Below are 16,033 nucleotides of genomic sequence, written 5' to 3' on the forward strand. Positions count from 1 at the left end.
CCGGATTTAAATCCGGAGCAGGGATATGCGATTATTTCTTTTTGAAAACGGAAAAATGTATAGCTGTACTGATTTCAAACCCCAATTTTTTATACAAAGCAATTGCACCAACATTATCCTGCCGCACATGTAAAAAAGGAATTTTACCACTGTCAATTATCAAAGAACAGACATGCGATGTAAGTGCTTTGGCATAAGATTTACCCAGGTGCTGTGGATCGGTACAGATAGCGCTTACCTCGGTATGGGTATTGGTTTGAAGGCGCTGGCCTGCCATTGAAACAAGCTTGTTTGCCTGAAAAATGCCATAGTAATTACCAAACTCAATGGTACGTCCATAGAATGGACCAGGTTTGGTTAATTCGGTAAGCACGAGCATTTGCGTCACATCTTTTTCTGAAAGCGGAACCATACTTATTTCCCTGTTTACGTATGGTTGAAAATGATGACAAGTCATTTGGTATAAAGGAATATTGAACAACTCCTCAAAACTGTCTGGTAATGGTATTGGCTTAGCAAGCGGCAGCGAAAAAGTTCTGTCTGCCGGTAATAAAGTAACAAGTTGAGTCAGGTCTTCCTTGTTCCAGTTTTCCAGTCCAACAAATGGACAAACATCGGCGGGGTAATATTTTAGTTTGTTATTGCCCTGGTTAAATGACTGGTGATAAGTAGACAGTGCTTCCCATACGGGATTGGCAAGAAAAGTGCTCATACTGTAAAGTTAAAAACAGAAATAGTATATTGGTATATAATATATGAGTAAATGAAGTCTGGACTGAGCATTCTGGTACTGTTTTGTTTTTGTATAAATGTATCACTCGCACAAAAAACCAGTGTTTATTACAATGGAAGATGGGAACCATGTGAACAATCTAAAGCCATTTATTTTAGTGAGCTGGAAAAAACAGAGAAGGGATGGTATCGGGTAGATTATTCAATTGCATCAGAAAAATTGCTGAAGCATGGTTTTTATAAAGACTCATTATGTACCATCAAACAGGGCGTTTTTGAATCGTTTTTTGGAAACGGCTCAGTGAGTGGCATAAAATATTTTGAAGCCAATGAAAAAACCGGACTTGATTTTATGGTGTATCCCAATGGATTTTTAAGCGACTCGTTCCGTTTCAAAAAAGATATGCCATATGGTGTTTGTGTAAGCTGGTATCCGGATGGTAGCCTGCGAACAGAAATGCAGTTAGATACCATGGGTACAGGATCTGGACTTGTTATTGGTTTTTTCCCCGACGGAATAGTTTCTTTTAAAGGGAAACTTGCGCCGGGATTAAGAAAAACAGGTAACTGGTTTTATTACCATCCCAATGGACAGCGCGCGGCTGTTTTGCAATATCAAACATTGGAAGATGCATGGAATGGGCTTACCAGCAACATAATGCCAGATCACTTTGAATTTGCTTATTATGATTCCACCATTAAATATACAAATGCCATCTGTTACGATACGAATGGCATACAACAGGCGGGTTGTAAAATTGAGAATAGGCTGCCAGAATATCCTAAAGGGGTAAGTGCATGGACGAACTATTTAACAAATATCATGAGTGGTATAATGCAAAAACATGGTAACCTCGAAAAGCCCGCATCTTATATTGCTCAATTTACTGTGACCACAACAGGAGATCCCAAAGAAATAATGCTTGATAATACGTACAACCAGACCCTTGATGCAGATGTGCTAAGTATTTTTCGAAAGTCAAAAAAATGGATTCCTGCCCGTCACAATAACAGGGTTATACCTTTTACACACAGGCAATCTTTAACATTAGGTGTCCGTTATTAGCATGCTGAATAAATACCTTTGTGCCTTAACACATGAAATATGGTCAAGTCAACTCTTTTTAAGTTTACGATTGTATCCTTTTTATTGATGTCTGTACAAACACTGTCGGCACAAACCAATGAACCTGTATGGACGCCTGAGCAGCAGGTAGAACTTTTTGGTTACTGCGAAAAACCCTACCTCATTAAACAGCTTAAGATATCCGAAGCCAATGCAGATAAAATTGGACAGATCAATCACTGGGCCAGGCTTACCAAAATACAAATCCAGAAAAATGCGAACGACACATTTGCTACCGATGGTGAAGTAGAAGAAGCTGTCATTAAAAAATACAAAGCATTGGGTCTTTCCGGCGATCAGTTAAAAAACTTAACGGAGAAAAGAAAACAAAGTCTAAGTGAACCCTGTCCGCTCATTACCCTGACAGTCAATAAAAACTACGATACTATTGCCAAGCCACAATTGCAATTAATGTTCCGCACCAAATTCCGCAGAACCCTGATGGATAAGCTTGAAGTAAACGGAAAGCAAGCTGATATGTTGATAGAAGCCGAGGTATGGAAGCAAAAGGAAGCTTTAGAAATCAATAAAATTCCTGAAACAGATTTTAACCGGATCAGAAAAACAGTTGCTATGTATACCGACCTGGAAAGGAAGTATGGTTTTATAGGTATTACTGAACAACAAAAAGAAGGCGCAAAAGCTATTTTTAAATCAGCGGAGTAAGTAGAGGGCTTCAAGTCGCAAGCTGCAAGCCTTGATTGGAGTATATTTTAAGCTTTCTGCTAATAATTGGATAAATGAAAAGGCCCGAGAATTAGCTATTTTAAATAAGGTGATTAAAGAAATATTAGATTGCTGTAAATGCACTAGCTGTTATTAATAGAACACAGATTTTCATGATTTATCATGATAGATCTTGAAAATCATGAAAATCTGTGTTCTATCCTACGATAAACTTGCAGCTTGCAGCTTGTCGCTTGCAGCTTAAAATACCCTTATATCTCTCAGAAAATCATTGTTTTATAGTTTAAAGCAATTATTTTGGCATTGCTTATACCAAACTAACCTTGCTAATGCAACCATGCCGTATACTCATTGTTGAAGATGAGTCGCTTGTAGCTATGGATATGGAGCGTATGCTGCTTAACCTGGGCTATGATATAATACCCAATGTAAATAGTTATGCTTCCGCTGTTCAATCCATTGAACAAAATAAACCGGATCTGGTACTACTAGATATTACCCTGAATGATACCAAAACTGGTATTGACCTCTCGGCCTTATTACAACAACAATACCGTATACCCTTTATATATGTAACCTCACATTCAGATAAAAAAACCATGGATGATGCCTTGGGAACCAAACCCAATGGCTATCTCCTGAAACCCTTCGAATCGAATGACCTGTATACCGCCATTGAAGTGGCACTGAGTAATTACAGCGGACAGGATATAATAGAACAGGAAAATACTGCAGTAGTTTGTAAAGATGCCCTGTTTATAAAGAACGATAAAAATTTTGTTCGGGTTAATATTGATGATATACAGTGGATCGAATCAGAACATAACTACCTCTATATTATATCCGAAAAAGGCAAACATATTATACGCTCAAATTTCCGCGACTTTCAACAACATGTATCAGATGCTAAATTTTTACAGGTACATAAATCATATATGATTAACCTCAATAAAGTAGATGCATTTTCACATACAGATATCACCATCAACGGAAAGGAAATACCACTCAGTCGAATGTATAAAGACGATTTTTTTGCCTGTATAAAAAGAATTTTATAGCCTTTTGAGCCAAATGGTACCCAAAATAAGGCAGTTGGTACCTGTTTTTTGCCCGATCCTCGCATTTACTGCATATTTACAGACCACCATGTTACAATTGTTGTCGATATGCTCCAAAGTCAGGCTTACACCTGCTTTGATTTGTTGCTTTTTATTCCTGACGGAATCAAAGGCACAATATAATTATGTAGATACCGAACAAATAAGACAACAAATAAACCAGGCGAAAAGCGACACAACCCGATGCAGGCTTTATGGAATACTGGGTTGGGAAATACGTTTTTCCAATCAGCCAAAAGCAGTAGAACTGGCAGATAGTATGGTAATGATTGCGAACAGTAGCAACGATTACCTGAGACTGGCAGAAGCTTACCGCATCAAGGGTTTTGTAAAAGTGGTGAACCAGGATATCGAAGGTTGTCTTAAAATGTATGAACTGTCGATGTTCTATGCAAAGAAGGCAAAAAGTAAATATTATGAGTCATCCATCCTGAACCTGATAGGGGGCATGTACCAGGATAAAGCTGATTTCGATAAAGCCATACAGTATTTTTTAGAAGCAAATAAAGCCGCCGAAGAAAGCAAAAGCTCTGAAATGATTGCCTTCAGTGCCAACTGTATAGCAGAAGCCTACTCAGATGCCGGAAGACCCATCAGTTTTACCCGACCCTTTTATGAGAAGGCTTTGAAAGAAGTATTACCCAGGGAAAACTGGCAATATGCCGGAATGATTCATTCCAATATGGCCAAAGAATATATGATGGTGAACAAACCCGATTCCGCCAAATTGGAAGCCAACATATCTATTGGATACCTGAATAAAGTAAAGACCAAAGGTTATGTGTATGCAACCTGTGCAACAGATATTGGAGAGATCCTCACCAAACTTAAATACTACAAAGAAGCCGAACAATACCTGTTGCAAGCCTACCAGATTCTCGATAGCTTAAAAACAAAAGACAATAAACTCATCGTATTATCCGCCTTATCCAACCTTTACATTGAAAGTAACCAGTATAATAAAGCCAGTGATTTTGGAAGAACTCTCTTATACCTGGCCCAACAATATAAATCGAAACTATTCCTGCGGAATGCCAATAAGGTATTATCTGAAGTAGCGGAAAAGCGCGGACAGTTGGACAGTGCCATGCTGTTCTTTAAGCAGTATAAATATTGGAACGACAGCATCTTCAATGAGAACAAAGAGAAAACCATCGCTGATGCAGAAAACAGGATGAAAGAAACATTACAGGCAAAAGAGAATGTTGAGCTGAAGTCCTTAAACGCAAGATTGCGCAATAGTAATCTCTTTGTTGCTGCTGTTGCCTGTGTTTTATTACTTGCCGCCTTGTTCATCATTTTTGCTAATAGAAAAATCAAACAGAAAAACCAGGTACTCGAAAACCAGAAACAGTTGATCGAAAGACAGAACGAGGAGAAAGATATTTTATTAAAAGAGATACACCACAGGGTTAAAAACAACCTTCAGGTAGTATCGAGCTTGCTGAACCTGCAGGCTGCTACCATGACTGACCAGAAAGCTATTGATGCATTGATGGCGAGTCAGAAAAGGGTAAAAGCCATTTCATTGATACACCAAAACCTCTATGCATTTGATGACCTGAGTACCGTATCTTTTACAGACTATATCCGTGAACTATACAGCGATCTGCGGCAATTATATAATAAAGGCCATATTGAACTGATCTGCACCGCACCGGCAGAACAGTTTGAATTTGATATTGAAAGGTCTGTTCCATTAGGTCTCATACTAAACGAAGTAATCACCAATGCATTGAAATATGCATTTGATGAAAATCAGCAAGGCACGATTACCATTTCCTGCGAGTCTAATTCGAATGAGATATTAACTATTATAGTCAGGGATAATGGCAGAGGATTGCCTTTCTCATTTGAAGAACATAAGTCCGAATCCTTAGGCTTCCTGATTATACGGGAATTAACGCGTCAGCTAAAAGGCACTGTTAGATGCGAAGTCAATAACGGAACATCTTTTATTTTCAATATTCCTCAAAGCAGGCTTAAGGCATAGTATCATATTTATATTTCATACCCTTTTTGTTGCATTTGGTACCATTTATTCAAAGTTGCGCTTCCCTCTTTATAATTTTCATATGATTTCGAATGGTTGCGAACCATTATTTCGTAGCTATTCAGCATCACATACATATCCAATATCCCCGAAAAGATCATTACCAGGTGATTATTTGAATCAGACGATTATCTGCGGATAACGTTTTGTACAACCAAACTAACTATTATGAAATCAGCTCTACGCAAAGTAGTAAGCCTGTTATTGCTGTCATGTACGACGGCGATCGGTGTTTTAACAGCTCAACCAACTTTTACCTCTACGCCGGTAACAACAGCCACAGTGGGAAGTCCATATACCTATGGTATATCGGCAACTGATCCGTCGAACAACACGCTCAATTTCTCGGCACTTACATTGCCATCGTGGTTAACGTTGAATAATAATGGCCAAAGTACTGCTTCACAGTTTGGTTCAACTATTTCAACACCAGGTGGTGTAGCAGGCGATGATCTAGGAAATATTTATGCAACCCAGTTAAATGGCACCGCTATTTATAAAATTGCTCCGGATGGAACTACTACAAACTGGTTTACCAGACAATCCGGAAACGTATATGGTATGTTTGCATACGATGGTTACTTGTATGTTTCATACTATTATAATTCTACCGTTTCGAGGAGTAAAATCACTAAAATCTCTTTAACAAATCCCGGAGCAGGAGAAACAGATGTTTACCTAAATCCTAATTCTGGCTCTGCCTTTCTCTCGATGACTCACAGAGCAGGTTATTTATATATTGCTGGTTATGGATTGTCTAAGGTAATTCGGGTTAATTTGAGCAACAATGTTGCAAACGATGTTATAACCAACATTAGCGGTCCTTTCGGGCTTGGTTTTAATTCTTCCGGTATTTTATATGTTGCATCTTACACAAGTGGAACCATTTACTCGTTTAATCCTGCTACAAATGTGTTAACTTCTGTAGTCACAGGTTTACAAAATCCGAGTGATGTAAAAGTAGATGCCTACGACAATGTATATGTTTCAGGGTACCAGTATGTAAGAAAATATACACCTAACTTTTCCTCTTTTATAACCGTTTACACTACCTCAAGTTATGTTTGGGGTATGTCAATTACGCCAACTGGTGCATTAGTATTTGGAGATTATAGTGGAAACCGTATAGCCAAATTACAAACTGGTGCTTCTTTAACCGGAACCCCACCATTATCAGCAATGGGAGTAAATAATGTCAGTGTGCGTGTTTCCAATGGTTCTGCTACAGCCGACCAAAACTTTACCATCACGGTGTATAGTGCTCCTACCATATCTGCGATGCCTAATATTTCAAGGGCACTTAATCAGGGCCCTATTACCCTTACCAATCCTACCAGCAATAGCAATGGTGCAATTACTTACACCAGCAGCAATCCTTCTGTTGTGTCAGTAAGTGGTAATACACTTACATTGAATGCACAGGGTACGGCTACCATTACTGCTAATCAGGCTGCATCAGGTTATTTTAATGCAGGAAGTACCAGCTTTACTGTTACGGTTACTGCACCGGTGTTAATACCTGCCAGTGCTTTGAAGTTTGACCCTAGCTTACCGGCAGGAGATAATAGCCGACTCAATTATGTGGATATAGCTAATCCATTCCGAGCCTTTCAAAAAGAAATGACAGTTGAATTCTGGATGTACGCTCCCGATGCTAACCTGCCTTTCGGGTCGGTAATGGGTCAGGGCCCTACAAATCTTGATCAGAATTATTCATGGTTAATGCACCCGAATACGAATGGCACCATGACTTTCTATGTGAATGATGGTGGTACTTTAAGGGGAACCAATTGTAACATAATAGCAGGCTCATGGCATCATTATGCGGCAACATCCAGTGCAACAAGCACTAAGTTTTATGTGGACGGAGTGCTTGTGCATACTGGTCCTGGTGTATCTGGTAATATTATAACTGATGCTGCTTCAGTTATTCATATCGGGAAAGATGTACGATACGCAACCCGCAATTTTCCAAATAATGATCCGAATAACAGGTATGCAACCATGACCATTGATGAAGTGCGTATATGGAGCCGCGAGCTATGTGCAGATGAAATTAACAATAATAAGAATTGCCAGCTATTAAACCCAGCTACGCAAAATGGTCTTGAAGAATATTATACTTTCAATCAGGGCTATGTAAATGAAAACAATTCTAGTGTTACTACTTTAACTGATTTTAGTGGCAAGAACAGAAATGGTACCCTTAATAATTTTACACTGAATGGTACTAGTTCAAACTGGGCAACTTCAGGATCTACGAATACCGGTACTTGTGGCGCTTATGTAACAACCCTTCCAACAATAACTGTAAATGGATCAACCAATTTATGTGCAGGAGGATCTGTAACATTAACTGCGTCAGCGGGAAGCAGTTACCTGTGGAGCAATGGTGCAACTACTCAATCAATAACAGTAAGTGCGGCAGGTAGCTACAGTGTAACAGTGGCTTCAGCAGGAGGCTGTAAAGCTACTTCGGTAGCAAAAACGGTAACTGTAACAACTATCAATAATCAATCTGTTACAGCAGCACCTATCAATATTTGTGGAACTGGGTCGTCAACAATAACACTTGCTGCCTCTCAGTTAGGCGTTAACTATACCCTACGTAATAATGCTGATAATACTATTATAGCAGGTCCTATCGCTGGAACCGGTGCAGCTATTAACTTCAATACAGGAAATATTTCTGCCACAACTACTTATAATGTTTTGGCAGAAACTGGTCCTACAGGTGCACTTAGTTTAAATGGGTCAACCTACGTAACCATACCACATAATGCAAACCTGAATGTTAGCGCAGGTGGACAGTTAACCATGGAAGCATGGGTTAACCCGGCTATCACTGGCCAATGGAGAAATATTCTGATGAAGGGTGCTTATGGTTATGGAATGGCGATAGATGCATCTAACAGATTATATTTCTGGGATCAGGGAGCCGGAAATGCTTATGATACCTGGTCTAATGTAACTGTACCAGCTAATACATGGAGTCATGTAGCAGTTACTGTACAGGATAACGGATCCAGCCTTTCGGTTAAACTTTACCTGAATGGTGTTAATGTGGGCAATAAAACATCCCCTATTGCTCAGATCAATGATAATACAGAAAGCCTGATTATCGGTCGTCAGGGTACTGGTTGTGGCTGTAATTACTTCAACGGAAAATTAGACGATGTTCGTGTTTGGAACACAGTTCGCTCAGCTTCAGAAATTGCTGGGGGCATGAACAATTGTTTGTCCGGTACTGAAACAGGCCTCATTGCATTGTATAAAATGGATGATGGAAATGGTTCAACAGTTGTTGATTCAAAATCGGCTAATAATGGCAATATTGTAGGAACTGCAACCTGGGCTGCCGGAAATGTTGTATGTGGAGCTGTATGTAGCCAACAGATGTCAGCAACACCGACCATTACGGTAAACCCATTACCAACTGTAAACCCGGTTACCAATATTGAAGTATGTCATAATGGTATAGCTGTTCCAGCTATCAATTTCAGCGGTTCTGTTGAAGGTGCCGACTATAGCTGGACAAACGATAACCCTTCTATTGGTTTAAGTGCAAGTGGTACAGGTAATATCTCCTCATTTACGGCACAAAATCCAGGTACAGTTCCAGTATATGCCAACATTACAGTAACACCATCATTTACTGTTGATGGAAATACCTGCACTGGTACACCGGTAAGTTTTGTGATTCGTGTGAACCCAATTCCTGTTATCAATCCGATTGCCACACAAACATTGTGTAATGGCGCACAATCGGCAGTTATAAATATTACCAGCCCTGTACCAGGTGCTACCTTTAAATGGACCAACCTCGATCCTTCTGTAAACATTGGTTTAGCCAATGGAGAAGGCGCGGTGATTCCTTCGTTTACTGCGGTTAACAGCAGCAGTCAGCCAGTGAATGCCAACTACCTGGTTGTATCTTATTTCCAAGGTGAAACAATGGGTTGTGGTACTTCAAGACTGGTAAACTTTGTGGTTAACCCAACTCCAGTGGTTACTGTTACACCTAATGGACCAACCACTTTCTGTGAGGGAGGTTCTGTAACACTATCTGCACCTGCTGGCGCTTCGTATTTATGGAGCAGCGGACAGCAAACGCAATCTATCACTGTATCACAATCCGGAAATTATAGTGTTGCCGTTACCAGTGCAACCGGATGTGGCAATAATTCTGCAGCGGTAGCCGTAACAGTAAATCCTTTACCAGCCACACCGGTAATCAGTACATCTGGTCCTACATTGGTTTGTGCTGGTAGCCCGGTTACATTAACAGCTCCTGGCGGACAAACATTTGGTAAGTCTATTGATTTCAATGGATCTAATAATATCGTAATACCACATAATAATAGTTTAAACTTCACCTCTCAGTACACCGTTGAATCATGGATTAAAGTGAATGGTTACCAATACGGAACCATCATTTCTAAATTTGAAGATGATAACAACAACAGAGGCTGGATGGTGAATATGGGTGAAACAGGTGATCCAACTAAATTATCGGTTGTTCATTCAAGACTTGGTACCTGGACCAACCCGATTCAGTGGAACACCGGCTTCCAACCTTCACTGAATACATGGTACCACATTGCAGTGGTATTTGATGCAAGTCTTTCATCAAACCATATTAAACTGTATGTAAATGGTGCATTAACATCACAAACAAGCTGGCCATATACCCTTACGCCGAATGTAGCTAATATGTATTTTGGTGGATATGATGGTCCGGGTAATGGTGTTAATGGGGGTGCTAATTCAAGGTTCTTCAATGGAAAAATTGATGAAGTACGTGTATGGAACTTCGCAAGAACAGCTTCAGATATTAGTGCATTCTATAATCAATCGGTAAGCCCATCAACCAGTGGACTGGTTGCTGCTTATTCATTCAATGAAGCTTCGGGTAATGTGATCACTGATGCTACTGGCGTAAACAATGGAACGCTGGTAAATAATCCAACACGTTCTTCAGATGCACCTGCATCAGCATCATCCGGAAACAATACCTATCTCTGGACAACCGGCGAAACCAGTCAGTCGATTGTTGCAACCGCTGCAGGTAATTATGCAGTAACTGTAACCAATGAAAATGGTTGCTCAGCTACATCAGCACCTGTATCAATAAGTAATTATGCATTGCCAACAATTAGTTGTCCTGCAAATATTACCACTAACAGCCTGGCCAACCAGTGTGGTGCCAATGTTAGTTATCCTAATGCAGTGGTAACGGCTGGTCCTGCTAACCCAACAATCACCTATTCTCATCCATCGGGCTCATTCTTCCCGATAGGAACGACAACCGTTACAGCAACCGTAACAGATGCTTGTGGCAAGACAGCTTCCTGTTCATTTACTGTAACCGTTACAGATAACGTAAACCCTGTAATTACAGCACCGGCCAACCTTATTGTACCGGCAGGCGCTAGCTGTAGTGCAACAGGCATTAGCCTCGGCACACCGGTAACTTCAGATAATTGTTCGGTAGCATCAGTAACCAATAATGCACCAACGGTATTCCCAATCGGTACTACCAATGTGGTATGGACAGTAACAGATGCTTCAGGTAATATTGCAACGGCAACTCAGGCGGTAACGGTGAAAGATCAAACAGCACCTGTACCAAATGTGGCTACATTGCCTGATATCAATGGAAAGTGTTCAGTAACTGTAACAGCTATTCCGAAAGCTACGGACAACTGTAACGCACAAATTACAGCAACCACTACCAGTCCGTTATCTTACAATACACAGGGTACATATACCATCGTATGGAAATACACAGATGCCGCAGGTAACTTCAGCACACAAACACAAACTGTGATTGTGAAAGATGTTACACCACCGGTAATCAACTGCCCTGCACCTATTACCACCATAGCATCAAATAACCAGTGTGGTGCGGTAGTAACATTCCCTCAGCCTACCGTAACAGATAATTGTTCATCTGGCACATCAGGCGTGCATACATTAACGAGCGGTACTCAGTTCTTTGACTATGCAGACAACAGGATGGAAACACAGAACAGTCCAGGTTTACCAATGACATTCTTCCCAACAGACGGACAGAAACTCGCGGTATTCCTTGTGAACTGTGGTTCTACCCATTATATGTACCAGAATGTTACCCTGCCTTCAAGTGGTCCTATTTCACTTGGGCTAGACATGAAGTACACCAACCATTATGCATCTGGTTTCAGTGCAAGTCAGTTTATTGCTATTGAGTTAAGAAATCCTTCAACCAATGCAATCATTGCAACCCTGTTTAAAACAAATCCGGGTGCAGCACAATCAACACCTATGACGCACTACACATTCGATCTGTCGGCTTATGCTGGTCAGCAAGTGCGTTTGCAGGTAGTAGATGCAACTATTAATAATTACTTTATAGATGTACAATTAGACAATATCACTTTACCAGGCAGCAGCCTCGTAAACGGTAGCTTTGAAACAGGCGATTATACCGGATGGAGCATTGGTAGTGCAAGCACCACCTGCGGAACCTTCGGTATCGGTTCTGGTCCATCTATATCAATTGTACAGAAAGCAGGTTTGCCATCAGGTTCAACCTTCCCGATCGGTACAACCACCAATACCTTTGAAGCTACTGACCTGGCAGGTAATAAATCAACCTGTAGCTTTACCGTAACGGTAAATGCACCAGAGATCAGCATCAGTGGTAATGCAACAGAAATAGTAAGTGGTGATAATACACCATCTGCAACAGATCATACAGATCTGGGAGGCACCATACCAGGTAGTTCAATCAGTAAAACTTATGTAATTACCAATAACGGTACTGCCGCACTTACTATATCATCAATCAATATCAGCAATGCAGCCTTCACCAGAAGTGGTATCAGCTTACCAGCAACCATACAGCCTGGTCAGTCGGCCAGCTTTACCCTGAGCTTTGCTTCAGTATCACTTGGTGTACAAACTGCGGTGGTAACGGTAAATAACAACGACTGCACAGAAGCGGCTTACAGCTTTACCGTGAAAGCAGAAGTAACCTGTACCAATCCGGTATTTGTAAATACCAATGCACAGGTACAGGCCAATACAACAGCCACAACATGTAATGCAGTAGTAAACTATCCATTGTCGGTAACAGGTATACCTGCACCGGGATTAAGCTATAGTTTCAGCGGCGCAACCACAGGTAGCGGTGCAGGAACAGGTAGTGGAAAAACCTTCAACAAAGGAACAACACATGTGGTGGTAACTGCTGTTAACCCATGTAGTACGGTAGTGAATGAGTTTGATGTGATTGTTTCAGATATCACACCGCCAATAGCTATTGCACAAAACCTGGTAGTGAACCTTGATGCGAATGGTGCAGCAAGCGTAACTGCGGCGCAGATCAATAACGGATCAAGCGACAACTGTGGTATTGCATCTATCAGCTTAAGCAAAACCAGTTTCGGTTGCAACAATGTTGGAACAAACAATGTGATACTAACTGTTACAGATGTAAATGGTAATGTATCAACAGCAACTGCAGTAGTAACTGTGGTAGATGATATCAAACCATCTATTACAGCACCGGCCATGGTGAGCGTAGTGAATACACCTGGCTCATGTATGGCAGCAGTAAACCTGGGTACACCTGAAACCAGTGACAACTGTGGTGTGGCATCAGTAACCAATAATGCACCAGCATTGTTCCCTGTAGGTACTACCATCGTTCGCTGGACTGTTACCGACATACATGGTAATGTAACAGATACGGCTACACAAGAAGTAGTGGTGATCGATAATGAGAATCCGACCATCACTGTAAGTAATATCAGTGTAAACAACGATGCTACTAAATGTTTTGCTACTCTAACCGTAGATCAGCCGGAAACAGCAGACAACTGTGGTGTATCATCGGTAGTTGGTGTACGTAGCGATAACCAACCGTTAACCGCAACTTACCCTGTAGGTACAACAACCATTACCTGGACAGTTACCGATATACACGGAAATATTAAAACAGCGGTACAAACCATTGTAGTAACAGATAATGAAAAACCAAGCATAACAGCACCAGCCATGGTAAGCGTGGTAAATACACCAGGCTTATGCACAGCTAGTGTTAACCTGGGTACTCCGGTAACCAGCGATAACTGCGGAGTGGCAACTGTAACGAATAATGCACCAGCATTGTTCCCAGTGGGTACAACCATTGTTCGCTGGACAGTTACCGATATCCACGGTAATGTTACAGATACGGCCACACAGGAGGTGGTGGTGATAGACAATGAGAACCCAACCATAACGGTAAATAACATCAGCGTGAATAATGATGCCGGTAAGTGTGGAGCAACCGTAGCGATTAGTCTACCTGAAACCGCTGACAACTGTGGTGTGGCAACAGTAATGGGTGTTCGCAGCGATAATAAACTGTTGACAGAAGATTATCCTGTAGGAACAACCATCATTACCTGGACTGTAAGAGACGTAAATGGTAATGTTAAAACAGCCACACAAACCATTGTGGTGACTGACAATGAAAAACCAGTAATCGCTTGTGCAGCAAATCAGGTATTCTGTGCCAACACTGGTGGAAATACACAATACACTGTTCCTGCACTTAACCAGTCAGACAACTGTGGTATTGCAAGTACTACGTACAGTATAACCGGTGCAACCAATAGAACAGGAAGCGGCACAAATGCAAGCGGAAGCTTCGCCATCGGAACATCAACAGTAACATATACTGTAACAGATATCCATGGAAATGTAAGCACTTGTAGTTTCACCGTAACCATTAATCCGCTACCGGTAGCCAGCATTGCGGCACCAACAGCAGATGCATTCTGTAACCAGTTTACATTAACTGCCAACAGCACCCTCAGCGGACCATTCACCTACCAGTGGATGTTCGGCAACAACACCAAAGCAACTACCCAACAGTTAAGCCTTGGCTTAACAGATGCAGATGGAGTATACAGCGTATACACAACTGATGCAAATGGTTGCAGAAGTGAACTGCCTGCTACCTATAACTACCAGAAACAAACACTGGTGAGCAGCTATACCATCTTAGCTACAAAAGAAGTAAAACTCGGTCAGTACGATAAGGTAGAAAGCGGAAGTGTAGGTGTAATGAGCAGCAGAGGAGAGGCAGAGTTTGAGAAATACAGTTCAGTAACAGGCGCGGGAAGCTTTGTAAAAGCACCAAGAATCGATACTGATAAAGGTGTAACCATCAACAGTAAGATCTATGGAGTAGCAAGTGTAACCCTGCCAACGATGCAGTATAATGTAAGTAACACAAGATACCTGCAGGATAAAACCATCAACTCAAATGTTACTGCAACGGTAAGTGGAAACTATGATGAAGTAACCCTGAAGAAAGGATCGAATGTAACCTTAACGGGTACGGTGTTTGGCAAAATTAAACTGGAAGAAGGCGCAAGCGTACGCTTTACTTCAACCACCATTGATGTAGCTGAAATACAAATTGAAAAAGGACCTAAGAACGGAGGTTACAGCTATATCAGATTTGCACCGAACACAAGCATCAGGGTGAGTAAGAAGGTAACAATTGGCAGCGATGTAATTGTGAATCCGGAAGCCTACCAGGTAACATTCTATATGGCCGATAACAGAAGAGATGAAGAGAAATTCCATGTGAAGGGCGATGATACACGTATTACAGCCAATATCATACTGCCAGATGGTAAGTTGAAAGTAACGGGTGGTAATTATGGTGATGACAAGTGTGATCACAGACCACACAGTTCAAACAGTTGCCGCCACAGAGGCCATGGTCACCATGATTGCGACCACCGCGGACATGGAGACAAAGATTGTCGTGATGATGTTTACATGACAGGTCTCTTCATTGCAGAAGAAGTAGAAAGCGAGGGTAAAAACGTAATCTGGAACAGCTTTAGTTGTGGTGCAGGTTCTGCACCGGTAGATGCAGTAGTATCGAGCAACAACAAAGCAACTGTTACGGAAGAATCTTCAAGCCTCAAGCTGCAGGCTGCAAGCAAATCTGAAGAAGAGTTGAAAGTGGTAGTGATGCCGAACCCGACCAGAACATTCTTTACCATCAAGCTGGAAAGCAAGTATGATGCACCGGTAACCATGAGAATGGTAGATGCATCAGGCAGAGTGGTAGAGAGCCGTACTCAGATCGGATCGAACAGCACTATACAGGTAGGACACAATTATAATGCTGGCAATTACTTCGCCGAGTTTGTGCAGGGTAATCGCAGAAAAACTATTCAGCTAATAAAAGTGCGATAAGTACATAGTCCGGGGGGATTAAAAACGAGTTGCACTTAAATTACCCCCTGCTGAATACAACCCAGA

The 16,033-nt window shown here is 41.2% G+C and carries 6 protein-coding genes; 5 read left to right on the plus strand and 1 reads right to left on the minus strand.

Annotation, left to right across the window (positions count from 1 at the left end):
- Positions 1–31: 31 nt before the first annotated feature.
- Positions 32–712, minus strand: coding sequence for a GNAT family N-acetyltransferase (locus ACH30E_RS02415; protein WP_490823514.1), 681 nt, complete (start codon positions 710–712; stop codon positions 32–34).
- A 51-nt stretch (positions 713–763) separates the two neighbouring features.
- Here ACH30E_RS02415 and ACH30E_RS02420 point away from each other — a divergent pair, with 51 nt between their 5' ends.
- The 5 genes from ACH30E_RS02420 to ACH30E_RS02440 all read left to right on the plus strand — a co-directional run bounded on the left by ACH30E_RS02420 (position 764) and on the right by ACH30E_RS02440 (position 15,967).
- The gene (locus tag ACH30E_RS02420; protein ID WP_490823515.1) at positions 764–1,798 is read left to right on the plus strand and encodes a toxin-antitoxin system YwqK family antitoxin; all 1,035 of its coding nucleotides are present in this window, start codon (positions 764–766) and stop codon (positions 1,796–1,798) included.
- Between the two features lie 39 nt (positions 1,799–1,837).
- Complete coding sequence (locus ACH30E_RS02425; protein WP_490823516.1) at positions 1,838–2,524, plus strand: hypothetical protein; 687 nt, start codon at positions 1,838–1,840, stop codon at positions 2,522–2,524.
- A 350-nt stretch (positions 2,525–2,874) separates the two neighbouring features.
- Complete coding sequence (locus ACH30E_RS02430) at positions 2,875–3,603, plus strand: LytR/AlgR family response regulator transcription factor (protein ID WP_294988992.1); 729 nt, start codon at positions 2,875–2,877, stop codon at positions 3,601–3,603.
- Between the two features lie 13 nt (positions 3,604–3,616).
- Entirely contained in the window at positions 3,617–5,656 is a 2,040-nt protein-coding gene (locus ACH30E_RS02435) for a tetratricopeptide repeat-containing sensor histidine kinase (protein ID WP_490838976.1), read from the plus strand.
- A gap of 228 nt (positions 5,657–5,884) precedes the next feature.
- Positions 5,885–15,967: a LamG-like jellyroll fold domain-containing protein gene (locus tag ACH30E_RS02440; protein ID WP_490823518.1), complete on the plus strand. Its 10,083-nt coding sequence runs from the start codon at positions 5,885–5,887 to the stop codon at positions 15,965–15,967.
- Positions 15,968–16,033 lie beyond the last annotated feature (66 nt).

The sequence above is a fragment of the Sediminibacterium sp. FW305-C-61 genome (genome assembly GCF_058231065.1).